The 25,125-nt window shown below is 63.9% G+C and carries 22 protein-coding genes; 16 read left to right on the top strand and 6 right to left on the bottom strand.

The features are described from left to right. Nucleotides 1-32 precede the first annotated feature (32 nt). The 3 genes from R3X27_RS03220 to rsmA are packed head-to-tail and all read left to right on the top strand — an operon-like array spanning nt 33 to nt 3,154. Nucleotides 33-1,280 carry a peptidylprolyl isomerase gene (locus R3X27_RS03220; RefSeq protein WP_317707384.1) on the top strand — a complete coding sequence of 416 codons (1,248 nt, stop codon included), beginning with the start codon at nt 33-35 and terminating at the stop codon, nt 1,278-1,280. Beyond that, nucleotides 1,280-2,272 (top strand): 4-hydroxythreonine-4-phosphate dehydrogenase PdxA, encoded by a 993-nt coding sequence (pdxA, locus tag R3X27_RS03225; RefSeq protein ID WP_317707385.1) that lies wholly within the window; start codon nt 1,280-1,282, stop codon nt 2,270-2,272. The genes R3X27_RS03220 and pdxA overlap by 1 nt, the downstream gene beginning before the upstream one ends. Before the next feature lie 30 nt (nt 2,273-2,302). After that, nucleotides 2,303-3,154: a 16S rRNA (adenine(1518)-N(6)/adenine(1519)-N(6))-dimethyltransferase RsmA gene (gene rsmA, locus R3X27_RS03230; RefSeq protein ID WP_317707386.1), complete on the top strand. Its 852-nt coding sequence runs from the start codon at nt 2,303-2,305 to the stop codon at nt 3,152-3,154. 17 nt (nt 3,155-3,171) lie between these two features. Here rsmA and R3X27_RS03235 read toward each other — a convergent pair whose 3' ends face one another. From R3X27_RS03235 to R3X27_RS03245, 3 genes are read right to left on the bottom strand one after another with little or no spacing between them, the layout of a single operon-like run. Then, on the bottom strand, nt 3,172-3,666 hold the full coding sequence (locus R3X27_RS03235; protein WP_317707387.1) for a CinA family protein: 495 nt from the start codon (nt 3,664-3,666) through the stop codon (nt 3,172-3,174). Between the two features lie 5 nt (nt 3,667-3,671). Beyond that, entirely contained in the window at nt 3,672-4,169 is a 498-nt protein-coding gene (locus tag R3X27_RS03240; protein WP_317707388.1) for a phosphatidylglycerophosphatase A, read from the bottom strand. Further along, nucleotides 4,166-5,347 carry a bifunctional 2-C-methyl-D-erythritol 4-phosphate cytidylyltransferase/2-C-methyl-D-erythritol 2,4-cyclodiphosphate synthase gene (locus tag R3X27_RS03245; protein WP_317707389.1) on the bottom strand — a complete coding sequence of 394 codons (1,182 nt, stop codon included), beginning with the start codon at nt 5,345-5,347 and terminating at the stop codon, nt 4,166-4,168. Before R3X27_RS03245 ends, R3X27_RS03240 begins: the two co-directional genes overlap by 4 nt. Before the next feature lie 192 nt (nt 5,348-5,539). On the opposite strand from R3X27_RS03245, the gene dusB reads away from it, so the two are divergent. The 9 genes from dusB (at nt 5,540) to hflX (ending at nt 17,553) form a co-directional block, all read left to right on the top strand. Then, nucleotides 5,540-6,514, top strand: a complete 975-nt coding sequence (dusB, locus tag R3X27_RS03250) for a tRNA dihydrouridine synthase DusB (protein ID WP_317707390.1) — start codon at nt 5,540-5,542, stop codon at nt 6,512-6,514. After that, nucleotides 6,514-7,605 (top strand): two-component system sensor histidine kinase NtrB, encoded by a 1,092-nt coding sequence (locus tag R3X27_RS03255; protein WP_317707391.1) that lies wholly within the window; start codon nt 6,514-6,516, stop codon nt 7,603-7,605. Before dusB ends, R3X27_RS03255 begins: the two co-directional genes overlap by 1 nt. After that, nucleotides 7,606-8,979, top strand: coding sequence for a response regulator (locus R3X27_RS03260; RefSeq protein WP_317707392.1), 1,374 nt, complete (start codon nt 7,606-7,608; stop codon nt 8,977-8,979). Between the two features lie 119 nt (nt 8,980-9,098). Further along, the gene (locus R3X27_RS03265; RefSeq protein ID WP_317707393.1) at nt 9,099-11,345 is read left to right on the top strand and encodes a PAS domain-containing sensor histidine kinase; all 2,247 of its coding nucleotides are present in this window, start codon (nt 9,099-9,101) and stop codon (nt 11,343-11,345) included. Nucleotides 11,346-11,369: 24 nt separating this feature from the next. Continuing rightward, nucleotides 11,370-12,782: a sigma-54 dependent transcriptional regulator gene (locus tag R3X27_RS03270; RefSeq protein ID WP_317707394.1), complete on the top strand. Its 1,413-nt coding sequence runs from the start codon at nt 11,370-11,372 to the stop codon at nt 12,780-12,782. Between the two features lie 99 nt (nt 12,783-12,881). Then, nucleotides 12,882-14,258 carry a Trk system potassium transporter TrkA gene (gene trkA, locus R3X27_RS03275; RefSeq protein WP_317707395.1) on the top strand — a complete coding sequence of 459 codons (1,377 nt, stop codon included), beginning with the start codon at nt 12,882-12,884 and terminating at the stop codon, nt 14,256-14,258. Nucleotides 14,259-14,273: 15 nt separating this feature from the next. Continuing rightward, nucleotides 14,274-15,794, top strand: a complete 1,521-nt coding sequence (locus R3X27_RS03280) for a potassium transporter TrkG (RefSeq protein ID WP_317707396.1) — start codon at nt 14,274-14,276, stop codon at nt 15,792-15,794. Between the two features lie 233 nt (nt 15,795-16,027). Continuing rightward, the gene (gene hfq, locus R3X27_RS03285; protein WP_093158927.1) at nt 16,028-16,261 is read left to right on the top strand and encodes an RNA chaperone Hfq; all 234 of its coding nucleotides are present in this window, start codon (nt 16,028-16,030) and stop codon (nt 16,259-16,261) included. After that, nucleotides 16,258-17,553, top strand: coding sequence for a GTPase HflX (gene hflX, locus R3X27_RS03290; protein ID WP_317707544.1), 1,296 nt, complete (start codon nt 16,258-16,260; stop codon nt 17,551-17,553). The genes hfq and hflX overlap by 4 nt, the downstream gene beginning before the upstream one ends. Nucleotides 17,554-17,654: 101 nt before the next feature. On the opposite strand, the gene R3X27_RS03295 is transcribed toward hflX, so the two are convergent. Then, the gene (locus tag R3X27_RS03295) at nt 17,655-18,671 is read right to left on the bottom strand and encodes a GlxA family transcriptional regulator (RefSeq protein WP_317707397.1); all 1,017 of its coding nucleotides are present in this window, start codon (nt 18,669-18,671) and stop codon (nt 17,655-17,657) included. Nucleotides 18,672-18,965: 294 nt separating this feature from the next. On the opposite strand from R3X27_RS03295, the gene R3X27_RS03300 reads away from it, so the two are divergent. Next, complete coding sequence (locus R3X27_RS03300) at nt 18,966-20,333, top strand: class II 3-deoxy-7-phosphoheptulonate synthase (RefSeq protein ID WP_317707398.1); 1,368 nt, start codon at nt 18,966-18,968, stop codon at nt 20,331-20,333. A 144-nt stretch (nt 20,334-20,477) separates the two neighbouring features. On the opposite strand, the gene R3X27_RS03305 is transcribed toward R3X27_RS03300, so the two are convergent. Next, a complete protein-coding gene (locus tag R3X27_RS03305; RefSeq protein ID WP_317707399.1) occupies nt 20,478-21,155 on the bottom strand; it encodes a PAS domain-containing protein in 678 nt (225 codons plus the stop codon). A 226-nt stretch (nt 21,156-21,381) separates the two neighbouring features. On the opposite strand from R3X27_RS03305, the gene R3X27_RS03310 reads away from it, so the two are divergent. From R3X27_RS03310 to R3X27_RS03320, 3 genes are read left to right on the top strand one after another with little or no spacing between them, the layout of a single operon-like run. Further along, on the top strand, nt 21,382-22,272 hold the full coding sequence (locus tag R3X27_RS03310) for a YicC/YloC family endoribonuclease (RefSeq protein WP_317707400.1): 891 nt from the start codon (nt 21,382-21,384) through the stop codon (nt 22,270-22,272). A gap of 3 nt (nt 22,273-22,275) precedes the next feature. Further along, nucleotides 22,276-22,923 carry a guanylate kinase gene (gene gmk / locus R3X27_RS03315; protein WP_317707401.1) on the top strand — a complete coding sequence of 216 codons (648 nt, stop codon included), beginning with the start codon at nt 22,276-22,278 and terminating at the stop codon, nt 22,921-22,923. After that, nucleotides 22,920-23,438, top strand: a complete 519-nt coding sequence (locus R3X27_RS03320; protein ID WP_317707402.1) for a gamma carbonic anhydrase family protein — start codon at nt 22,920-22,922, stop codon at nt 23,436-23,438. Before gmk ends, R3X27_RS03320 begins: the two co-directional genes overlap by 4 nt. A gap of 31 nt (nt 23,439-23,469) precedes the next feature. Here R3X27_RS03320 and R3X27_RS03325 read toward each other — a convergent pair whose 3' ends face one another. Continuing rightward, complete coding sequence (locus R3X27_RS03325) at nt 23,470-25,011, bottom strand: phospholipase D family protein (protein WP_317707403.1); 1,542 nt, start codon at nt 25,009-25,011, stop codon at nt 23,470-23,472. Between the last annotated feature and the right edge of the window lie 114 nt (nt 25,012-25,125).

The following is a 25,125-nucleotide window of genomic DNA, read 5'->3' on the forward strand; positions in this document are numbered from 1 at the left end:
CCGTCGCGACAGAAGGCAAGAGGGCAAGGGCGATGAACCGAATGGTACTGGCAAGTGGGGCGCGGTTGGCCGCCTGGGCGCTGGCGGGCATCCTTCTGGTTGCGGGCGGGCAGGGGATCGCGCAATCCGGCAATCCCTTCGCCCCGATCGCCTTCGTCAATGACCGCGCCATCACGGCCTACGAGCTTGAGCAGCGCAAGACGGTTCTGCGGCTCTTTCGGGCGCCGGGCAATCTCGACGATGTCGCGCTGGAGCAGCTGATAGACGACCGGCTGCGGCAGGACGCGACCGTGGCGACCGGCATCAGCCTCGCTCCGGAGGAGATCCGCGAAGGCATGGCAGAGTTTGCCGGCCGCACCAACATGGATCTCGACACGTTCCTGTCGGCGCTGGCCGCGCAGGGGGTCTCCGAAGAGACGCTGCGCGACTTCGTCAAGGCCGGGCTCGGCTGGCGCAAGGTCGTTCAGGCCCGTTTCGCCCCGCGCGCGCAGGTTACCGATGCCGAGGTCGACCGTGCCCTCGCGCTGACCGGACGGTCTGGCGGCGCCGTGGTCCAACTGGCCGAGATCATGCTCCCGGCACGCAACGGGGCCGAACAGCAGAGTTCCGAAGCGCTGGCCCAGGAGTTGCGTGGCAGTATCAACAGCACGGCCGATTTCGCCGCCGCTGCCCGTCGCTACTCCGTGGCCCCGTCCAAGGACAATGGCGGACGCACCGGGCGTTCCACCCCGCTATCCGAGCTTCCCCCCGCCCTGCGCAGCCAGATCCTGACCCTGGCGCCGGGCGATGTCTCCGAACCGATCTCCGGCGGTACCGTCATCGCGCTGTTCCAGCTGCTGAGCCTGTCCGAGACCGGTTTTAAGGAGGCCGAGACCGTATCTATCGACTATGCGGAATATCTCATTCCCGGTGGGCAGGGCGAAGCGGCGCGCAAGGAGGCCGGCAGGGTTCTCGCGAAGGTCGATAGCTGTGACGATCTCTACGGCATCAATCTCAAGCAGGCCCCTGAGCGGCTGGCCCGGCACACGCGACCAGTTCAGGAAATCCCCCAAAGCGTGGCGGTGGAACTGGCCAAGCTCGACGAGGGCGAGGTCTCGACCCTGCTGACGCGGGGCGACAACATGCTCTTCCTGATGCTCTGCAGCCGGGCCCCGGCGCTTGGCGAAGAGGCCCCGAATCGCGACGCTATCCGTCGCAGTCTGTTCAGCAAGCGCGTTGCCGCCTATGGCGACGGCTATCTCGCCCAACTCCGGGCGGACGCGATCATCCGGTACCCCTGATGGCCGAGGCTACCATTTCCTGCGCACCGCCGGTGATGACCTGCGGTGAGCCAGCCGGTGTGGGGCCTGAGATCGCCGCCCGACTCTGGCGGCAGGAACGCGCGGCCGAACCCTTCGCCTGGATCGGCGATCCGACCCATTTGCCGCCGGACACGCCCTGGCGCGCGATTTCGAGCCCGTCGGAGGCCCGCGCGGTGTCGCGCGATGCGCTCCCGGTCATCTCGCACGCCTTTCCCGGTCCGGCCATCCCTGGGCAGCCCGCACCGGGCAATGCCTCCGAGGTGGTCGAAGTGATCGCCCGCGCCGTGACCTATGCCCGCTCGGGCGAGGCAGGCGCCGTCGTTACGGCCCCGATCAGCAAGAAGGTCCTGCAAGACGGTGCCGGCTTCGTCTATCCCGGCCACACCGAGTTTCTCGCCGCTCTCGGCGAGGTGGATCGCGTGGTCATGATGCTCGCCTGCGAAGCGTTGCGGGTTGTTCCCGCGACGATCCATATCGCGTTGTCGGAGGTGCCGGGCGCGCTGACGCCGGCGCTGCTGGAAGAGACGATCCGGATCACCGAGGCCGGCCTGCGCCGCGATTTCGGGATCGCCGCGCCGCGCCTCGCCGTGGCGGGGCTGAACCCGCATGCCGGCGAAGGCGGGGCGATGGGCCATGAGGAGCTGGACTGGATTGCGCCGCTTCTGGAGCAGCTGCGCGGCGAGGGGCTCCGGCTCTCCGGGCCGCTTCCGGCCGACACGATGTTTCACCCCGAGGCGCGGGCGCGCTATGACGCCGCGATCTGCGCCTATCACGACCAGGCGCTGATCCCGATCAAGACGCTGGATTTCGCCCGCGGCGTAAACGTGACGCTGGGTCTGCCCTTCATCCGCACCTCGCCCGATCACGGCACGGCCTTCGACATTGCCGGGACGGGCCAGGCCGATATCCGCTCGACGCTCGAAGCGCTGCGGATGGCCGGACGGATGGCGGCACGCCGGGCCGCGGTGTGACCGCGCCACGAAAACAGGGAAGGATCTGACGTGAGTTCCATCGACAGTCTTCCACCCCTCCGGGAGGTGATCGCGACGCATGAGCTGGCGGCGAAGAAGTCGCTTGGCCAGAATTTCCTGCTCGACCTGAACCTGACGTCGCGGATCGCGCGGATTCCGGGCGATCTGTCCAACGCCTCCGTGCTCGAGGTCGGGCCGGGTCCCGGTGGGCTGACGCGCGGGTTGCTGGCCGAAGGGGCCGGCAAGGTGTTGGCGATCGAGAAGGATTCGCGCTGCCTGCCGGCGCTGGCCGAGATCGCGGAGATCTGGCCGGGACGGCTGGAGGTGATCCGGGCCGACGCCCTGAAACTGGACCCGCTGGCGCATCTGGAGCCGCCGATCCATGTCGTGGCGAACCTGCCCTACAATGTCGGCACCGAGCTGCTGGTGCGCTGGCTGACCCCGGAGAGCTGGCCGCCTTACTGGTCTTCGTTGACGCTGATGTTCCAGCAGGAAGTGGCCGAACGGATCGTGGCGCAGCCGGGCGATAAGGCGTATGGGCGGCTCGCCGTACTGGCGCAGTGGCGTTGCGAGGCGCGGATCGCGCTGCGCCTGCCGCCGGAAGCCTTCACGCCACCGCCCAAGGTCCATTCCGCCGTGGTTCACCTGAAACCGCGCCCCGAGCCGATCTACCCGGCCGATCCCGAGGTTCTGAGCCGCGTCGTGGCGATGGCTTTCAACCAGCGCCGCAAGATGCTGCGCTCGGCGCTGAAGGGGCTTGGCGGCGATGTCGAAGCGCTGCTTGAAGCCGCCGGCATCGCCCCGACCGAACGGGCGGAGCGGGTCTCGCTGGAAAGGTTCGCAGCACTAGCGCGTGAAGTCACGGCGCGCGGAAAGGCCTGAGGCCGGAGCGTACCCGTCTAGCGCTCCTGCGCCTTCAGCCCTGCGATCAGCAATGACAGCGCATGCGCCACCGTCGCCTGTCGTACATTCGCCCTCCCGAGCGCGCCGAACTCGATCGTTTCCGTGCCCGTTTCTCCACCTGATCGCGCGATCCCGAAACAGACCCGCCCCTCGGGCTTGTGCTCGCTGCCGCCCGGGCCTGCGACACCGGTCACCGAGACGGCCAGCGTCGCGCCGGATCGGGCGAGCGCGCCGTCGGCCATCTCCCGCGCGATCTCCTCGGAGACCGCGCCATGGATGTCGAGCGTCTCCGGGCGGATGCCGAGCATCTCCTGCTTGGCGGCGTTGGAATAGGTGATGAAGCCTCGGTCGAACACGTCCGAAGAGCCGGGAATCTCCGTGATCGCCCCGGCGATCAGACCGCCGGTGCAGCTTTCGGCCGTGGCGAGAAAAACTTCGTCCTTTCTTGCGATATCAATTAGTTGCCGGACGATCTCGTCGATTCTCGTCATGCCAGTCACATCAGGTATGTGTGGGAGATGATGGCCGCGATCGCGACCACGACAGCCGCCATGACACCGGCGATCACATCGTCCAGCATCACGCCCAGAGGCGTGTGCATTTCATCGGCGCGCGAGACCGGCCAGGGTTTCCAGATGTCGAAGAGGCGGAACAGGAGGAAACCGCCGACCCAGCCCGGATAGGGAAAGAGCGTCGGCGAGAGCCCCGCGTGCCAGAGGCCGAAGGAGAGGGGCCAGAGGGCGATCCACATGCCCACAACCTCGTCGATGACGATCTCGGAAGGGTCGGGATTGTCGGCCCCGGACGTGGCGACCTTCGTGGCCCACCAACCGACGAAAAATACCACCAGCGTCGCCACGAACAGCGCCGGGAAGCCTCCCTTCACATGCAGAGAATAGCCGAACGGGATGGCGGCGAGCGAGCCCCAGGTGCCAGGAGCGGGTTTCAGCAGACCTGCACCGAAGAAGGTCGCGACGAACCGGGCCGCGCTCATGCCGAGACCAGCGTGGCTGTGGCGATTGAGGCGATGCCTTCCTCGCGGCCAGTGAAGCCGAGCCGCTCCGACGTGGTCGCCTTGACCGAGATCCGGCCGATCTCCAGCCCCATGATCGCGGACAGCGCCGCCCGCATCGCTTGCGCATGCGGGCCGATCTTGGGCTGTTCACAGACCAGCGTGCAGTCGATATTGGCGATCCGGTAGCCGCGCGACGCAGCCAGATCGACCGCGTGGCGCAGAAAGATCTCGCTTGCAGCACCTTTCCATTGCGGATCCGAGGGCGGGAAATGCTGGCCGATATCGCCCTCGGCGAGCGCGCCATAGATCGCATCCGTGATCGCGTGCATGCCGACATCCGCATCCGAATGCCCCTGCAGCCCACGCGGATGCGGCACCGTCACGCCACAGAGCACGACATGGTCGCCGGTCCCGAACCGGTGCACGTCATAACCATTGCCAAGCCTCACATCCATATCCTGTCCTTTCGAGAGGATCGCCTCTGCCCGGGCAAAGTCGCCGGGCAGGGTCACCTTGATATTATTCTCGTGACCTTCGGTGATCGCCACGTCCAGCCCTGCTGCGAGCGCGACCTCCACGTCATCAGCCGCCCCGCCCGGATGATTGTCATGCGCGGCGCGGATCGCGGCGAGATCGAAGCCCTGCGGGGTCTGGGCGCGAAAGAGCCCGTCGCGCGGGGTCGGGGCCTCGACCAGCCCACCGGCGCCGCGCCAGAGCGCGTCGGTGACCGCGAGGGCAGGAGCCGCGCCGGGATGGGTCTCCAACGCCGCGAGAACCCCGTCGATCACAGATTGCGGCACCAGCGGCCGGGCGCCGTCATGGATCAGCACATGGGTCACCTCCGGGCCGAGCGCGGCCAACCCGTTCTCGACCGAGATGTCACGGCTGGCGCCGCCGGGGGCGCGTGCCACATCTTCGGGCAGGATCGCATCGGCCAGCATGTCATCGGCCGGATTCAGCACCACCACGACCTGCGCCACGCGCGGATGAGCGCGGAAGCGCTCTACCGTGTGGATCAGGATCGCCTTCCCGGCAAGGCGCTGAAATTGCTTTGGAACCGACCCGCCCGCGCGGCTGCCGCGCCCAGCGGCGACAATTACCGCCGCAATCTGACCAATGCTGCCCTGTGACGGGGATTCTGTCTCGCTCTTGCTCATGCCTCCCGTCTATTCGGTGACGAAAGGCAGGGCAACGGGCGAGCCAACAGGTGGGGTTTGTGGTCAAATATTAGGCAATGTCTGTTTTCTATTCGCTTTGCACAGGTTGTCACCTTGGAACTCCCACCGGCTTCGCGATACCACCATGAAAGCTGCACAAGGATTGAGCATTTGACGGTTTGCGTTGCAAACTTGACCCTGACACCGCCCGTTCTTCTGGCGCCGCTCGCCGGGATCACGGACCTGCCATTCCGGCAGCTCGTATCCCGTTTCGGCGCCGGACTTGTCGTGTCGGAGATGGTCGCCAGCCAGGAGATGGTCCAGGCCAAGCCGGGGGTCCGTGAGAGGGCCGAGCTCGGCTTTGGCGAGGGCAATACATCGGTGCAGATTGCCGGGCGCGAGGCGCATTGGATGGCGGAAGCGGCCCGGATCGTGGAGGCCAACGGTGCGCAGATCATCGATATCAACATGGGCTGTCCGGCCAAGAAGGTAACCTCTTCGAGCGGGGCCGGGGCGTCGGGTTCGGCGCTGATGCGCGATCTCGACCATGCGCTGAGCCTGATCGAGGCGGTTCTCGGCGCGGTTTCGATCCCGGTGACGCTGAAATGCCGGCTGGGCTGGGATGACGAGAGCCGCAACGCCGCCGATCTGGCCCGACGTGCCGAGGCGGCGGGCGTGCGGATGATGACGATCCACGGGCGCACGCGACAGCAATTCTATAAGGGGCGCGCCAATTGGGAGGCGATTGCCGAGGTCAAACAGGCGGTCTCCATCCCGGTCATCGCCAATGGCGACATCGTCGACGCGGCGAGTGCGCGGACGGCGCTGGCGGCTTCAGGGGCGGACGGCGTGATGGTCGGGCGCGGCGCGCAGGGGCGGCCCTGGCTGCTGGCCCAGATCGCGGCCGAGATATACGGCACGCCCGCGCCGGAGGTGCCGCAGGGGGCTGCGCTGGCCGAGATGGTGACAGAGCATTTCGAAGCGATGCTGCGGTTTTACGGACCGGCCCTGGGGAATCGAATGTCGCGCAAGCATCTTGGCTGGTATCTCGACCATGCGGGTGATCCGGCCGGGCTGCGGCGCCGGCTCCAGACCGAAACAGAGAACAGGGAGGTCCTGCGTCTCATCGCGCAAGCCTTCGACACGAGCAGGAAGGAAGCCGCGTAATGCCGGGTTCAGGACGTATCTGGGCCTCGTTGCCCATCCCCGCGTTGGTGCTCGACGAGGGGGACCGGATCACCGCGATCAATCCGGCGGGGGAGCTGTTTTTCAACAAGACAATCAAGTCCTTGCAGGACGATCTTGTCTATGACCGACTGGCCATCGACGCCCCGATGGAAGAGGCCCTCGCGCGCGTACGCAAGAACCGCTCGCCGCTCTTCATCAATGATGTCGATGTCGGCACCGGGGAGCGGGCGCCGGTGATCTGCAATATCCAGGTCGCGCCGATCTCCGACGATACCGAGCGGCTGCTCTTTCTTGTCTCCCCGCGCGAGATCGCCGGGCGTCTCGGGCGCTCGATCTCGGCAGACAAGGCGGCGAAATCGGCGATCGGCATGGCGGAGATGCTGGCGCACGAGATCAAGAACCCGCTGGCCGGGATCACAGGGGCGGCGCAGCTTCTCAGCATGAGCCTGTCCAAGGCTGATTTGGAGCTGACCGATCTGATTGTCGCGGAATCGCGCCGCATCGTGAAACTGCTCGACCAGGTTGAGCAATTCGGAAATCTGCGCCCGCCACAGCTGAAACCTGTGAATATCCACGATGTTCTGGATCGGGCGCGCAAATCGGCTGTGCTCAGCTTCGCGGCGCATATGCACGTGCTGGAGGAGTATGACCCCTCGCTGCCACCAACCCATGCCGATGCCGACCAGCTCCTGCAGATCTTCCAGAACCTGCTGAAGAACGCGGCCCAGGCCTCGGGCGGGCAAACCGGGACGATCCAGCTGCGCACTTTCTACGATCAGAGCCTTCGTGTGCGTCGCAAGGGCCAGCCGACCAGCCGCGTGCCATTGCAGATCGAGATCATCGATGACGGGCCCGGTTTGGCGCCGGAAATCGCGGACGAGATCTTCGAACCCTTCGTTTCGGGCCGCGAGAACGGCACCGGGCTGGGGCTGGCGCTGGTCAGCAAGATCATTGCCGAACACAAGGGTTGGATTTCGGTGGAGTCGGTGCCCGGGCGCACCGTTTTCCGCATCTCCCTGCCCGTAGCCCCGAAACAAAAAGTAGAACACCCCGACGAGGAGATCCGATAAATGGACGGTACCGTTCTTGTCGCCGATGACGACCGCACGATCCGCACAGTTCTCACCCAGGCGCTGACGCGCGCCGGCTGCAAGGTCCATGCGACCTCGTCGCTGGTCACGCTGATGCGGTGGGTCGAGGAGGGCAAGGGCGACCTCGTCATCTCAGATGTCATAATGCCAGATGGCAACGGATTGGAAACGCTTCCGAAAATCACCGAGGCACGACCGGGCCTGCCGGTGATCGTGATCTCGGCCCAGAACACGATCATGACGGCGATCCAGGCCGCCGAGGCCGATGCCTATGACTACCTGCCCAAGCCCTTCGACCTTCCGGACTTGATGAAACGCGCCTCCAAGGCGCTGGAAACCAAGCGGCGCGCCCCGGTGGTCCGCCCCGAGGTCGCGGAGACGGCGAGCCCGACCGACGATCTGCCGTTGGTCGGCCGCACACCGGTGATGCAGGCGCTCTACCGGTTGGTGGCGCGGGTGATGAACACCGATCTCGCGGTGCTGATCACCGGCGAATCCGGAACCGGGAAGTCCCTGATCGCCCGCGCGATCCACGATTTCTCCGATCGCCGCACATTGCCCTTCGTGGTGGCTGGCGCCGAAGAACTGGCGACCACCGACGGTCCTGCAACGATCCTCGCCAAGGCGCGCGGCGGCTCGGTGCTGTTCGACGAGGTGGCCGATCTCGACATGGAAACGCAGGGCCGCATCGTGCGTATGCTGGACGCGCTCTCCGACAGCGCCCCCCGCGTCATGGCGACCTGCCAGGGTGACCTGATGCACAAGATGGAGGCCGGCGCCTTCCGGCAAGACCTCTATTACCGGCTCGGCGGGGTGACACTGAACGTGCCGAGCTTGCGCGAGCGGGTCGACGACATCCCTCTGCTGGCGGAGCATTTCCTGTTGCGCGCTGAGCGTGACGGGGCCGGAACACGGCGACTCTCGCCGGCGGCGATGGAACTGGTGCGTGCCTATTCCTGGCCCGGCAATGTTCGCCAGCTCGAAAACACGGTCCGGCGGCTGGTCATTACCTCCTCGGAAGAGGAGATCGGGCGGACGGATGTGGAGATGGTGCTGGGCAATCAGCCCGAGATCGAGCCGCTGGTCGGTGGCGGCGATGGCGAAAAACTCTCGGCTTCCGTCGCCAAGCATCTCCGGCGCTATTTCGACCTGCATGGTGGCGTGCTGCCGCCGCCGGGGCTTTACCAGCGAATCCTCAAGGAGGTGGAAATCCCGCTGATCGAGATCGCGCTGGACGCCACGGGCGGCAATCAGGCGAAATGTGCCGACCTTCTTGGCATAAATCGCAATACCTTGCGCAAGAAGATCACCGATCTCGATATTCGCGTGACACGGCGCCGCAAATTGATGTAAAACCGCAACAGAGCCGTGGCATCGGAGGCACGCCCTTCGGAACGATCACGGGATATGGCGGTTCGCCGCCCGGATACCGCGACATCTGGGTGGCTTAAACATCACGGGACGCGAGAGCATTGGCAGGCGCTTTCTGGCGGTTGAATTGGGACAGGCTCGCCCGACTGCGCAATGCGCGGCGGTTGCAGACGGCTGGCACTTTTGCGCTTGTCGTCCTGGCGCCTGTTCTGGTCATCCTGACATTCCTTCTTCTTGGTCCGATGGCGCAGGGCGCGGGGTCTCCGGCTCTGCGCTTCGTGTTGTTGATCGACCTGGTCTATGTGTTGGTCGTAGCGACATTGGTTCTGCGCCGGATCATCGCGATGGTTGCCGCGCGGCGGGCGGATTCGGCGGGTGCGCGCCTGCACATGCGTCTGACCGCGGCCTTTGCCATGATCGCGCTCATTCCGGCCGTTCTGGTGGCCGTCTTCGCGGGACTGACGATCAATATCGGGTTGGAAGGGTGGTTTTCGGACCGCGTTCGCAATGTGGTCGGCGCTTCGCTCTCCGCGGCCGAGGCCTATGAAGAGGAACATCGGCGCGATCTGGAAGCGGATGCCTCGGTGCTCGCAACCTATATCAATGTCGCCCGCTCGACACGGTTCGCGCTTTCCGACGGCGAGGTGCGGCAGGTGCTGACACAAGGCCAGAGCCAGGTCCAACGCGGCTTGCGCGAGGCCTATGTCATCGATTCCGCGGGCCAGATCCGCGCCCGGGGCGAACGCTCCTATCTCTTTGATTTCGAACAACCAAGCGCGGAGGATATCGCGCGGGCGGATGAAGGCGGCACGGTCATCATCCAGGACTGGGATGTCGATGAATTCCGTGCCCTGATCAAGCTGAGAGCCTTTGGCGACCGCTATCTCTATGTCAGCCGCGAGGTGGACGGTGATATCCTGGCGCTGTTGGACGAGACGCAGGAGTCGATCCGCCTCTACAACCAACTCGAAAACGAACGCGGGCGCATTCTCTTCGAATTCTCGCTGCTGTATCTCGGGTTCGCGGTGATCCTCGTGCTGGCGGCGATCTGGATCGGGCTGTGGTATGCAGAGCGGCTTTCGCGCCCGATCGGGAAACTCGCAGGGGCGGCCGAGAAAGTTGGGCAGGGCGACCTGTCCGTGCAGGTCGTCGAACCCGGAAGCGATGACGAGATCACGACCTTGTCGCGTGTTTTCAACCAGATGACGCGGCAACTCAAGGCGCAGCGGCAGACCTTGCTTGAGACCAACGCGCAGATCGAGGCGCGGCGGCGGCTTTTCGAGACGGTTTTGACCTCGATCACGGCGGGGGTGGTCGGGCTGGACCCGGAAGGCCGCGTCGATTTCATGAATCCTGCGGCTGTACGGCTTCTCAAGCTGGACGAGGATGCGGGCGATCATCACGAAGCGTTGGCCAAGACGGTGCCGGAATTCGCCGGACTTCTGGCGCGCCTGCGCGTGGACGACCGGTCAGTAACGCAGCAGGAGATCCGCATAACCCGCGATGGGCGCATGGAAAACCTGCTTGTTCGCCTTGCGGAACGCCGCTCTGAAGACGGGCTGCTCGAAGGCTATGTCGTGGCGTTTGACGACGTGACTGAACTGGTTACCGCGCAGCGCATGGCGGCCTGGGGCGATGTTGCCCGCCGCATCGCGCATGAAATCAAGAACCCGCTGACCCCGATCCAGCTCTCTGCCGAACGGATCAAACGTAAATTCGGTCGCAAGCTGGAGGCGGAGGACAGCGAGACTCTCTCCTCGATGACGGATGTGATCGTGCGCCAGACCAATGACCTGCGGCGCATCGTTGACGAGTTCTCCAAATTCGCCCGGATGCCGGAGCCGGATCGGCGGGACGCCGACCTGACACGGCTCGTGCAGGACGCCGTGACGCTCCAGCACCAGCAACTGGGCAAGGCGCTGAGCTGGGACCTGCCCGATGGGCAAATGCCTGTGCTCGTGGACGAGACCATGATCGGGCAAGCGCTGACAAATATCATCAAGAATGGCGGGGAAGCCATTGAAAGCCTGGAGGAAAAAGGCCCTCCGGACGGGTTCTCCCCGGAGATCCGCGTGAGCCTCGTGCAGATGGGCACTCAGGCCGTCATCCGGGTGGCTGACAACGGGATCGGGTTGCCGGAAGACCGCGGACGGCTCTTTGAACCATACGTAACGACGCGGGCGAAGGGGACAGGCCTCGGTCTCCCCATCGTGAAGAAGATCATCGAGGAGCATGGCGGGACGCTGGAATTGCGCGACGCCCCGGTCTTCGAAGGGAACGTGCATCATGGGGCGCTGGCGGAGATCCGGTTGCCTCTCAGGGCCGCTGTCGAGGCGGCGGCCGAATAGAAAGAGTTGAGGGAGATCAGGGATATGGGCGACATTCTTATCACCGACGACGAGCGGGACATCCGGGAACTGGTGGGCGATATTCTGCGTGATGAAGGGTTTTCTGTCCGTCTCGCGGCCAATTCCGAGGAATGCATGGATGCGATCGAGGACGAAGCGCCTGCGTTGATGATCCTCGATATCTGGCTGAAAGACAGCAAGATGGACGGGATCGACATCCTGAAATCGGTCAAGCGCGACAAGCCGGAGATCCCCATCGTGATCATTTCCGGTCACGGCAATATCGAGATTGCCGTCGCTGCGATCAAGCAGGGCGCTTATGATTTTATCGAGAAGCCCTTCAATATCGACCAGCTTCTGGTTGTGATCCGCCGCGCGATGGAGACATCGCGGCTGCGTCGGGAAAACACTGAACTGCGGCGCAAGGATACGAGCTCGGCCGAAATGGTTGGCTCAAGTGCGGCCTTCAAGTCTCTGAAAAGTCAGCTTGAAAAGGTCACGAAGTCGAATGGCCGGGTGATGCTGACCGGGCCGGCCGGCGCTGGCAAGGAACTGGCCGCTCGCTTCGTTCACGCCGAATCGAACCGCGCGGATGCGCCCTTCGTGACGGTGAACTCGGCCTCGATCGAGCCGGAGCGGATGGAAGAGGTGCTTTTCGGCCGCGAAAGCTCGGAGCGGGGCGTCGAGCCCGGGTTTCTGGAAGAAGCGCATGGCGGCGTGCTCTATTTCGACGAGATCGCCGACATGCCGCTTGGGACCCAGTCCAAAATCCTGCGTGTCCTTGTCGACCAGCAATTCCAAAGGGTTGGGGGCGGCGACAAGATCCGCGTCGATATCCGCGTCGTCTCGTCGACCAACAGGGATCTGGAAGCGGAGATCGAGGCGGGCAATTTCCGGCAGGAACTCTATCACCGCCTGAACGTTGTGCCGATCCGCGTGCCGGGGCTGGACGAGCGGCGCGAGGACATCCCGGAACTTGCCGAGTATTTCATCGCCAGCTTCAACGAAAGCCAGGGGCTGCCACTGCGGCGTCTGAGCGAGGAGGCGGTTGCGCTGCTGCAGACGATGCATCTTCCGGGCAATGTCCGCCAGCTCAAGAATGTCATCGAACGCGTTCTTATCCTTGGAGAATCCAACGAGAGTATTGGAGCGCAGGAGCTTGAGGGCGCCGAGCCGGGCGAGGCCGAAGAAGGCCGGGTTGTGCTCTCTGGCGGGCTGGCGACGTTGCCGCTGCGCGAGGCGCGTGAACTCTTCGAACGCGAATACCTGCTCACCCAGATCAACCGTTTTGGCGGCAATATCAGCCGCACGGCGACTTTTGTTGGCATGGAGCGTTCGGCGCTGCACAGAAAGCTCAAGTCCCTCGGAGTCGTGACCTCCTCCAAGGCCGGAACACGGGTGGCGCATCTGGAAGAGAACTCGGAAGCCGCCGAATAGGGCCCTGGATCGGGGGGCGTTGACGCTCCCCGCCACCTCTGCCATGGCTGTCACATCCGGCAGATGGCCGGTTTTCGGGATTTCCGGGATAAAGGCGCGATGAAAGTCATCATCTGTGGGGCGGGCCAGGTCGGCTGGCAGATCGCCCGCCATCTTGCAAGCGAACAGAACGACGTGACGGTGGTGGACAACAACCCAGAGCTTGTCCGCCGGGCCACGGACACGCTGGACGTTCAGGGTATCGCCGGATTCGCGAGTTATCCGGATGTGCTTGACCGCGCCGGGGCAGGGGATGCCGACATGGTCATCGCCGCGACCTATTCCGACGAGGTCAACATGGTCACCTGCCAGGTGGCGCATTCGGTCTTCGGTGTGACGCGGAAAATCGCTCGTCTGCGAGCATCGAGCTACCTCGAGGCGATCTATCGAGATCTGTACAAGCGCGATCACATGCCGATCGACGTGGTGATCAGCCCGGAGAAAGAGGTTGCCGAGGCAGCCCTGCAGCGGATCTATGCGCCGTCGACCTTTGACACCGAAAGCTTTCTCGACGGTCAGGTCAGGCTTCTTGGCATCCAGCTCGACGAGGATTGCCCGGTGCTCGACACCCCGTTGCGCCAGCTCACGGACCTGTTCTCGACCCTGCGTGCGGTGGTGGTCGGTGTGCGCCGCGAGGGACGGCTCTTCGCGCCGGAGCCGCGCGATCAGCTCTTCGCCGGCGATCAGATCTATGTCACCGCCTATAGCGGCGATGTCGAACGGACATTGAGCATCTTTGGCAAGCCCGGACGCAAACAGGAACGCGTCGTGATCGTGGGGGCCGGCAATGTCGGCCTCGCCGTCGCCAAGGCGCTTGAGAAGAGCGAGACACGGATCCGGGCCCGGGTGATCGAGCGCAACCGGTCACGGGCCGAGCAGGCCGCGGATGCGCTGGAGCGGACAATTGTGCTCAATGGCGACGGGATGGATGCCGAGGTTCTGGCCGAGGCCAGTATCGACCGCGCCGACGCGGTGATCTGCGTCACCGATGATGACAAGGTGAACCTGCTGGCCGCCGTGCGTGCGAAAACCGCGGGCTGCAAGATGACCATCGCGCTGATCAACGATCCGACCATGGCCTCGCTGATGTCACCGCTCGACATTGATGCCTATATCAACCCGCGCGCCACCACCGTCAGCTCGATCCTGCGCCATATTCGGCATGGGCGCGTGCGGGGCGTCTATTCCATTGGCGATGCGGAGGCGGAGATCATCGAAGCGCAGGTGCTCTCGACCTCGCCGATCTCGGGCAAGATGGTGCGGGAGATCGACTTCCCGGAAGGGGCGCTTGTCGGTGCGATCCTGCGCGATGAAGAGGTGATCAAGCCCCAGGGCGGCACACGGATCCTGGAAGGCGATTACGTGGTCATCTTTGCCATGGCTGCGGATGTGCCCGAGGTGGAGCGCCTGTTGCAGGTCTCCATCGACTTCTTCTAGGCGGCACGCGCAGCGATGTCCCGGATTCTCGCCCTGCCGCTGATCGTCCTGATGATGGGCATTGGGGCCATCGCGATGATGGTGCCGGCGATCCATGCGATGGTGATCGGGAATTACCGGCTGTCGCATGTTTTTGGCCTCTCCTCGGCGCTGTTTCTGTTCCTGACCGCTATTCTTGGCATCGCGCTCGGAAATCACCGCTCCCGCAGCCTCTCGCGCAGCCATCTCGCCGCGCTGGCGGCGGCGTACACGCTGCTGCCGCTGATGCTGGCCGTTCCTTTCCAGCAGGGGGTGCAATCAACGACTTTCGGCAATGCGTGGTTCGAGATGGTTTCGGCCATCACCACCACGGGCGCGACCTTGTTCGAGCCGGGGCGGTTGGCGGATCCGCTGCATCTGTGGCGGGCGCTGGTCGGCTGGATGGGCGGCTTTCTCACCTGGGTGGCGGCTTTCGCCCTGATGGCGCCGATGACCCTGGGGGGATTCGAGGTGATCTCCTCCGAGCGGGTCGGTGCCGGTGTCCGGCCGGGACGCCGGGTTGGCGGAACCTCTGCCGGGGACCCGCGTGAGCGGCTTTTGCGTGTGACGCTTCAATTGCTCCCGATCTATGTCAGCCTGACGCTTCTGTTGGCGATGCTGCTCGTGTTGGTCGACGAAAAGCCGTTCGTCGCCGTGTGTCACGCGATGTCGACCATGGCGACCAGCGGGATCAGCCCGATCGGCGGGCTGGAAGGTGCGCAATCGGGGATTGCGGGTGAGGTGATGATCTTCCTCTTCCTGCCATTTGCCATCACCCGCCAGACCTTTGCCGGCACCTTCTCTCCGCGCGGCGCGTCCAACCTTGCGCAGGACCCGGAGGCGCGGATCGCCCTTGTCATCGTGCTGCTTGTGCCGAGCCTGCTGTTCCTGCGCCACTGGATTGGCGCCTATGAGGTCGACACTGTCGACTCGCTTTCCTCCGCACTCCATGCGCTTTGGGGGTCGGTCTTCTCGGTGCTGTCCTTCCTGACAACCAACGGGTTCGTCAGCTCGGAATGGGATGTCGCCTCGACCTGGTCCGGGCTTCAGACACCGGGACTTGTGCTGCTCGGGCTGGCGCTTCTCGGTGGTGGCGTGGCGACCACGGCCGGCGGGGTCAAGCTGCTGCGCGTCTTCGCGCTTTACCAGCATTCGGCACGGGAGATGGAACGGCTGGTCTATCCTTCCTCGGTGGGCGGTTCGGGCAAGGAAATCCGGCATATGAGGCGGCACGGGGCCTATGTCGCCTGGATCTTCTTCATGCTCTTCGCGCTCTCGATGGCGACCATCGCCTCGGCGCTCGCGCTGACCGGGATCGCTTTCGACGAGTCGCTTGTCATGACCATTGCCGCGCTCTCGACCACGGGACCGGCGGCGCAGATCGTGCTGAACCATCCGTTGAGCTACATCATGCTCGATGATCCTGGAAAATTCATCCTGATCCTGGCCATGGCGCTTGGTCGGCTCGAGACGCTGGCACTGCTTGCATTGTTCAACCCGCAATTCTGGCGCAGATAGCGCAACAAAGTCGGGCAATAGCCTTCAAACATGCAGATATGTACGGCGCCACGGCGCGTCGCTTTGGCCCTAATGTGCTGAAAACTTGCCAAATTGGCAGCAACTCCCGATTGTATGGCGCTTCGGGGCTGGAAACTGCCCCGAACACATATCATAGTGGCCACGACGGGTGGGCGGCTGCCCGCAAATGAGAGACAGCGATCCGCTAACTATAACAAAACAAGGCAAGAATAATGGCTGCAGATAAGCAGAACTTGCAGGATGCATTCCTTAATCACGTTCGCAAGACCAAGGTCCCGGTGACGATTTTTCTAATCAACGGGGTCAAGTTGCAGGGTGTTATCACCTGGTTCGACAATTTCTGTGTGCTTTTGCGGCGCGACGGACAGTCGCAGCTCGTTTATAAGCACGCAATCTCGACGATCATGCCTGCACAACCAATCAATCTCTACGAGGGCGAAGACTGACCCGGCCAGATCAAGACGCAGAAACGCCCGCCGGACCGTCCGAGCGGGCTTTCGTGCTGCATCCAGACATAACCTCGACGCCGGATCGCCGCGATGCGAAGGCCGGGCTGGAGGAAGCGGTCGCGTTGGCCGAAGCCTTGCCCGGTCTGGAGATCGTCGGCAGTGAGGTTGTCGGATTGCGCGCGCCGCAGCCCGGAACGTTGTTCGGCTCCGGCAAGCTCGAAGAGCTCAAGACCCGGATCAAGGCGGCTGATGTCGGGCTGGTGCTGGTCGACGGGCCGGTCACGCCTGTCCAGCAGCGCAATCTCGAAAAGGAATGGGGCGTCAAGCTTCTCGACCGCACGGGACTGATCCTCGAGATTTTTGCCGATCGCGCCGCGACGCGCGAGGGCGTGTTGCAGGTTGAGCTGGCCGCTCTGAGCTACCAGCGGACTCGACTCGTGCGCGCCTGGACGCACCTCGAGCGGCAACGTGGCGGGCTGGGGTTTGTCGGCGGTCCCGGCGAGACGCAGATCGAGGCGGACCGACGCGCCATCGACGACGCGATCAACCGCATCCGTCGCCAGATCGAAAAAGTCGTCAAGACCCGGGCGCTGCACCGCGCCTCGCGCGCCAAGGTGCCGTTTCCCGTCGTGGCGCTTGTCGGCTATACCAATGCCGGGAAATCGACGCTTTTCAACCGCCTGACCGGTGCCGAGGTGCTGGCCAAGGACATGCTCTTCGCCACGCTGGATCCGACCATGCGCGGCGTGACGCTGACCACAGGCCAGAAGGTGATCCTGTCGGACACGGTTGGCTTCATCTCCGATCTGCCGCACCAGCTCGTCGCCGCCTTCCGAGCGACGCTAGAAGAGGTGCTCTCGGCGGACCTGATTTGCCATGTGCGCGATATCAGCCATGCCGAGACCGATGAACAGGCCGAGGATGTCGAAACCATCCTGCACGAACTGGGCGTTGGCGATGAGACGCCCCGCCTGGAGATCTGGAACAAGATCGACCTTGTTCCCGACGCGGCGCGGGAGCCGCTCGAGGTGCTGGCGGCACGGCGCGAGGATGTGCTGACCCTGTCGGCCTGGACCGGCGAGGGGATGGAAGCGCTTGTCGAGCGGGTGACAGAGGCGCTGGACGGCGTGCGCACGGAAACGACGCTGACGCTTGGTTTCGCGGAGGGGCGGCAACATGCCTGGCTGCATGAGCAGCGGGTCGTGACCGACGAACGGCAGACAGAGACCGGCTGGGAGATCGACGTGCGCTGGACGCCGACCCAGGAGCGGCGCTTTGGAGACCTGTGATTTCGTGACGTGGTGAGGTCCGCCTTGCGGATCAGGGGCCGTTCGTCGCGGAGGCGACTGTTGCCGCGCCAATCAGTCCCCACGCTCAATGGCGCCTCGTTTCACACCGTCAGTCGGCTCGCCTGTGCTCCGCGCTCGCGATAGGGCGTCGTCTGGTAATGCGCCCGGTAGCATTTGGAGAAATGGCTGGGCGACGTGAAGCCGCAGGCCAGCGCGACGTTGATCACGCTCATATCCGTCTGCATCAACAGGTTGCGCGCCTTCTGCAGCCGCAGCTCCATGTAATACCGCTTTGGCGAGCGGTTGAGATAACGCCGGAACAGACGCTCCAGCTGCCGCGTCGAAAGCGCCACTTCCTTGGCCAGAAGCGCCGGCGAGATCGGTTCCTCCAGGTTCTGCTCCATGATCTGGATGACCTGGCTGAGCTTGGGATGGCGCACGCCGATCCGGGTCGGGATGGAGAGGCGCTGCGTGTCCTGGTCGGTGCGGATCGAGGAATAGATCAGCTGGTCGGCCACGGCGCCGGCAAGCTCCTCGCCGTGGTCGTCTGCGATGATCTTCAGCATGAGATCGATCGAGGCGGTGCCACCGGCGGTGGTGATCCGGTTCCCGTCCTTGACGAAGACCGACTTGGTCAGCGTCACCTCGTCGAATTCCTCGGCGAAGCTGTCCTGGTTCTCCCAATGGATCGTCGCCCGCTTGCCATCGAGCAGCCCGGCCCGCGCGAGGGTATAGCCGGCGGTGCAGAGTCCGCCAATCGTCGCCCCGCGCCGCGCCTCGCGCCGGACCCAGTTCAGCAGCCGCTTGTTGGTTGCGGCCTGAACATCGACCCCGCCACAGATCAGCACCGTGTCGTCCCGGCCAACCTCGTCGAGATCCTTGTCCAGCATGAACTCGACGCCGTTTGAACAAGCGACCTTCTCGCCGCCGTCTCCGGCTGTGACCCAGTCGTACAGCGTCTTGCCGGACACGCGGTTGGCGATCCGCAGCGGCTCGATCGCGCAGGCAAAGCAGAGCATCGTGAAGCGGTCGAGCAACACGAAGACGAAACGGCGCGGACGGCTGCCGTCATGGGTCACCTCGACAAGGATCTCAGGCGTGTCAGAGAAAGCGGTCATGGGGATCTCGCGCGTTTCGTACCCGCTATCGAAAGCCGGAAACGGCGTCCACCGCAAGAGGGTGATTTCGGCTCGGAGCGCGGCAGTTCGAACGATTCCGACGTAACGACTTGAAATTTAGCGGTAAAACAGTTCAGGGGCGATGAGAAATTGCTGTCAGGAGGCGCGCAGCCCGTGCAGCGCAAGAATATGAGGCGGAGGGGGGAGCAAATGCCGTCAAATTTCCCGTTTTCAAGGCTGGGCGCGACAGATATACACCCCGAACCGATATTGAAAACACCTTTGGAGGAAGACATGACACGGGTCTGGAACAAATCCGACTGGCGCACCAAGCCACGGGTACAGATGCCCGAGTATCCTGATCAGGATGCTCTCTCGGCTGTCGAGGCCCGTCTTGCGAAATATCCGCCGCTGGTCTTTGCCGGGGAATCCCGTCGCCTGCGCTCGGAACTCGCGAAAGCCGCGCGGGGAGAGGCCTTCCTGCTGCAGGGCGGCGATTGCGCCGAGAGCTTCGGCGAGTTTTCCGCCGACTCGATCCGCGAGACCTTCAAGGTCATGCTGCAGATGGCCATCGTGCTGACCTATGGCGCGAAGGTGCCGGTGGTGAAAGTCGGTCGCATGGCGGGGCAATTCGCCAAGCCGCGCTCGGCGCCAACCGAGATCAAGGATGGTGTCGAGCTGCCGAGCTACCGCGGCGACATCATCAACGAGCTGGATTTCACCTCCCAGGCCCGCAATCCGGACCCGGACAAGATGCTGCGCGCCTATACCCAGGCCGCTGCGTCGCTGAACCTGTTGCGCGCTTTCTCCACGGGTGGTTTCGCCGATATCCACCATGTCCATTCCTGGACCACCGGCTTTGCCGAGGCTGACAAGGCCGAGCGTTACCGGGCACTGTCCGACCGGATCTCCGACGCGCTGCATTTCATGACCGCCGCCGGCATCAGCTCGGAGCGGGTCCAGACCATGTCGATGGTGGATTTCTACACCTCGCATGAGGCGCTGCTGCTGGAATATGAGGAAGCGCTGACCCGGGTCGATTCCACCACCGGCCAGACCATTGCCGGCTCCGGCCACATGCTCTGGATCGGTGATCGGACCCGCCAGCCCGATGGCGCCCATGTCGAGTTCTGCCGTGGCGTGATCAACCCGATCGGGATGAAATGCGGGCCTTCCATGACCTCCGAGGATCTGAAGGTCCTGATGGCGAAACTGAACCCGGAGAACGAGGCTGGACGGCTGACACTGATCGCGCGGTTTGGCGCCGGCAAGGTCGCCGAGCACCTGCCGCGTCTGATCGAGACGGTGAAATCGGAAGGCGCCAATGTCGTCTGGTCCTGCGACCCGATGCATGGCAACACGATCAAGTCGGCCACCGGCTACAAGACCCGGCCCTTCGATCTCGTCCTGGCAGAAGTGCGCGAATTCTTCGCCACTCATCGCGACCAGGGCACGATCCCGGGTGGTGTCCATTTCGAGATGACGGGGCAGGACGTGACCGAATGCACCGGCGGTGTGCGGGCGGTGACCGAGGAGGATCTGTCGGATCGGTATCACACGGCCTGCGATCCGCGTCTCAACGCGTCGCAATCGCTGGAACTGGCCTTCCTCGTCGCCGAGGAACTGTCCAACCGGCGCGCCGAGGCGCGCGCAGTGAGCTGATCCAAAACCTTCGCTTCATGCGTCAAGAGATTGAAAAGGCAGCCTGTTGGCTGCCTTTTTTCGTTTTTGGCGGCTTCGGGAATACCTGTGCTTTGAACCCGGGGTTCCGGGCGAGACCATCAGGGTTGGACCGCAACCGATGGATCAATCGTCGTCCGTGACCACTCGAAGATGCGGGGTTTCGGTGCGTTCCGGCCGGTGCGGCGAGGGACGAAAATCCCGGACCGGCTCGGCAAATCCCGACACGTCCTGAAGCACGGGGTGATCGGGCGCATCAGCAACTGTCCGAGCCGTCCAATCCGCGTCCAGACGGTCATCCGAATCCAGCTCCTCCAGCCCAAGGATCGGGGTCACGGAGGTCGAGCGGACATCGAAGCGGCGCGGCGTGCGCCCGATCGGGCCCAAAGTTGCCAGGCACCCGAGCACGCGCGAGATCTCGCCGCCATCGGAGCGCAGCGGCAGAAGGAGCAGACCGGCATCGAGCGGCGGCTTGCCAATCCCGCGATCGCCTGCCAGCGCCAGCCGGACCTTGGCCGGTTGGCGGAAACTCTGTTCCAGAGCGGTCCCGACCCGCTTGCGGCTCTCGGGCAGGAAGAATGAGGTCAGCGGCATGCCACGCACCTCCATTCCCATCAGCTCGTTGAGATGGGTACCGGCAAGGCGGAAGCGGGCGATGCCGGGGGCCAGCCTTTCGAGGATGAAGGCGGAGGCGAGCGCGTGCTGGATCCGACGCGGGTCGAGATCGGCCCGGTCGGGCACCAGCCGGTCGCCGCGCAGCCGGTCCCAGTATTCTTCGACATTCTGCAGCAGCGGAAAGCGCATCGTCTCTCCTCCGGCATCTCCAAGAGATACCACGTTGCGACCTTCAACAAACTCGTCGTTCATGGCCCTTGCCCCATACTAGACCGGCAATGCGATCAAGATCACGCGCCGATTCACCCGCATTATTGTTCAAGGATTAACTGTCTGTTAACCCGGGACTCAACAATGCTTACCCAATTCTTAACATGCCACGTTTTGGATAGGATGTGGCGCGAAAAGAGGTAAAATGGTTAACTCGATGACCGGCTTCGCGGCCCAGCCCGGGCAGAGCGGAGACTATATCTGGAACTGGGATCTGCGAAGCCTGAACTCCAAGGGGATGGACCTTCGCCTGCGGGTTCCGGACTGGGTCGACGGCCTGGAAGCTGCGCTCCGGACACGGATCGGCAAGGCCGCGAAACGGGGCTCGCTGACGATCGGTCTCAAACTCTCGCGCGAGGTGTCGGACGGCACGTTGTCGCTCGACCCGGACGGGTTGGCGGCGGCACTGACGGCGTTGATGGAGGTCGGCCGGGCCGCCGAGGTGGCGGGTGTGAAGCTGGCACCGGCAAGCGCGGCGGACCTTCTTTCCATGAAGGGCGTTCAGGGGCAGGGGGCACAGAACGTCGACACAAAGCCCCTGAGGGCCGCCCTTCTGGAGGATTTCGAGACGGTTCTTGCCGCTTTCCTGGATATGCGGGCACGGGAGGGGGCGGCGCTTGCGGCGATCCTGTACGAACAGCTTGACCGGATCGAGGCGCTGCGCGCCGATGCCGCCGCCTGTCTGGATGCGCGGGCAGCGGCTTCGGCGCTTGCATTGCGCGCGGCTCTGGCCCGGGTGTTGGAAAATGCGGATGGGGCCGATGAAGGGCGCGTGGCGCAGGAGCTGGCCATGCTGTCCGTTAAGGCTGACATCACCGAGGAGCTTGACCGGCTGGCCGCTCATGTGGAAGCCGCGCGCGCTCTTCTGGAAACGGACGGGCCGGTCGGACGCAAGCTGGAATTCCTCACTCAGGAGTTCAACCGCGAGGCCAACACGCTCTGCTCGAAATCGCAGGATGTCGCGCTCACCAGCATCGGTCTTGACCTGAAGGCGGTCATCGACCAGATGCGCGAACAGGTTCAAAATGTGGAGTAAGCCATGACATCGGAACGCCGGGGTCTTCTCATCATCCTGTCATCGCCCTCCGGGGCCGGGAAATCGACACTGGCACAGCGGATGATGGGCTGGGATTCATCGCTCAGCTTCTCTGTCTCCGCGACCACGCGGGCGCCGCGCGAGGGCGAGCGCGAGGGACTGGATTACCGCTTCATGGACATCCCGGCCTTCAAGGAGATGGTCTCTGCGGGGAGGATGTTGGAACATGCGCATGTCTTCGGCAATTTCTACGGCTCGCCACAGGACCCGGTCGAGGAGGCCATCGAGTCCGGGCGCGACGTGCTTTTCGATGTCGACTGGCAGGGCGCGCAGCAGATCCGCAACTCGGATCTCGGCAAGCACACGCTCTCGCTCTTCATCCTGCCGCCCTCGATCACCGAGTTGCGCCGACGGCTCATTTCGCGCGGCAAGGACAGCGCGGATGTGATCTCCAAGCGCATGCAGAAAAGCTGGGACGAGATCAGCCATTGGGGCAGCTACGATTACGTGCTGGTCAATGATGACCTCGATGCGACCTTCGAGAAGCTGAAGGTGATCGTGACGGCCGAGCGGATGCGCCGGGCGCAGCAGCCGACGCTGCAGGAATTCGTGCGCGGATTGCAGGCGGAGTTCGAGGAGGGACAGGAATGATCTATTCGCTGGACGGCATCATGCCCGAGATCGACGAGAGCGCCTGGGTGGCGCCGGATGCCAACCTGATCGGCAGGATCGCGCTGGAAGCGGGAGCTTCGGTCTGGTTCGGCTCGACGCTGCGCGGTGACAATGAGCTGATCCGGGTCGGCGCAGGCTCCAATATCCAGGAGAACTGCGTGCTGCACACGGATATGGGCTTCCCGCTCGATATCGGTCCGAATTGCACGATCGGGCACAAGGCGATGCTGCATGGCTGCGTGATCGGCGAGCAGAGCCTTGTCGGCATGGGGGCGACGATCCTGAACGGGGCGAAGATCGGGCGGAATTGCCTGATCGGGGCCTGCGCACTCATCACTGAGGGCAAGGAGATCCCGGACAATTCTCTCGTCATGGGCTCGCCGGGCAAGGTCGTTCGACAGCTCGACGAGGCGGCCGCGCAACGGCTGCTCACCTCGGCGCTGCATTACCAGCAGAACGCGCGGCGCTACAGGCAAGGGCTTACGGCGGTCTGAGCAGGCATCGGCACTGCGTCGGGCTGCCGGATCAAAGCATCCACTCGACCGGCAAGAATCGGACAACACGCGTCAGTTGGCGTTGAAACCAGGTCGAATTCGGCTCGGTGTGGTAGCGCGTGGTCGGCCCATCCGGCAGCTCTTCCGTCCAGACCAGATCTCCGTCCTCCGTCATCTCGACGCGATAGGCAAATCCGGGCTTGTCCAGCTGCGCTGCGAGCGAGGTCGCGATTTTCGGGCTTTCGATCAGCAAGCCCATTTCCGTGTTCAGGCGCGCGGATCGCGGGTCCAGATTGTAGGAGCCTATGAACGCCCGTTCGCCATCGGAGCCGAACATCTTGGCGTGGAGACCAGAGGCCGAGCCGGCGAGAATCTCGGGCAGGCCACGCGCGCGATGTTCCGTGCGAAGCGGCCGGAGTTCCTGAAGCTCCACGCCGCTTTGCAGCAGTCCTTCCCGGTACGCCATATAGGCGGCATGCACCGGCATCACGTCTGTTGCGTCAAGGGAGTTGGTCAGGATGCGCACCTTCACGCCGGACCGGGCGAGGTCTTCAAGGAGCTCCGCGCCTTTTTCGCCGGGAATGAAATAGGCCGAGACGAGATCAAGGGAGATCCGGGAGCTTTTCGCGAAATCCACCAGCTGCCGCCCCATCAGATCCGCCTCATCGACCAGACCGAGACCTTTCGCCGGGTCATCCACGAAGAGCGTGACATCGCTCCACTCGATTTCGATATCCCGCTCGGCGATCCGGTCGGCGAGGTCATTCTCGAGGATGGCCTTGCGATAGCCCGAACCGATGGCGGATTGTCTGGCGGTTGCAGCCAGGGATTGGATCTGGCTTTCTTCGGATGCCTCAAGGATCAGGGCAGCATCATAGGCAGAGGCGCTGTTCCAATAGGCATCGAAAGAGTCCGAGACATCCTCGACGATCGGACCAATCGCGATGGTGTCGACATCGAGATAGTGGGTTCCGGCGCCGTAGTCGAAATAGATATCGCCGATATTGCGCCCTCCGACGATCGTGGCGACACCATCGAAGATCATCGACTTGTTGTGCATGCGCCGGTTCAGCCGGCTGAAATCGAAGACGTAGGACAGAAGCTTGGGGTTTCGCAGTGTGAACGGGTTGAAGATGCGGACGCTGGCCTTGGGCAGGGCGTCCAGTTCGGCCAGCACGGAATCCATGCCCGGGACACCATTATCGTCGACCAGCAGACGCACCCGCACACCGCGGGCTGCGGCGGCCCTCAATTCTTCCAGCAGCATGTAGCCCGTGGCGTCGTTCTGCCAGATATAATATTGCGCATCGATGGACGACACGCTCTGTCGTGCAAGGATGACCCGCGCCGCAAAGGCCGTGAGCCCGTCATGCAGGGGCCGAACGCCATCCAGGCCGGGATTTCGCGACATTGCGGGCTGGATGGAGGCGCCGAGCGGTCCCGACCACTCTGCAGCCAGCTTTGGGGTTGGCTCCTGAAAGTTGGTCTGCGGCAGGGGAAAGGCCAGCCTGAGGCCCACAACGCCGATCGCAAGGATCGCCCCAAAAAGCAGAAGAGATTTGATCAGGCGCATTTCCAACTCCGTGTTCGCTTCGAGGGATCATGGGCGCTTGCGACTGTGCAATGCAACCGCCTGACGCGACCGTTTTGCTTCCGGCTTCCCGGATGCGCTCGCTGCGGGCGAAGA

It is taken from the genome of Tropicimonas sp. TH_r6, from assembly GCF_033101155.1.
GTDB lineage: Bacteria > Pseudomonadota > Alphaproteobacteria > Rhodobacterales > Rhodobacteraceae > Tropicimonas.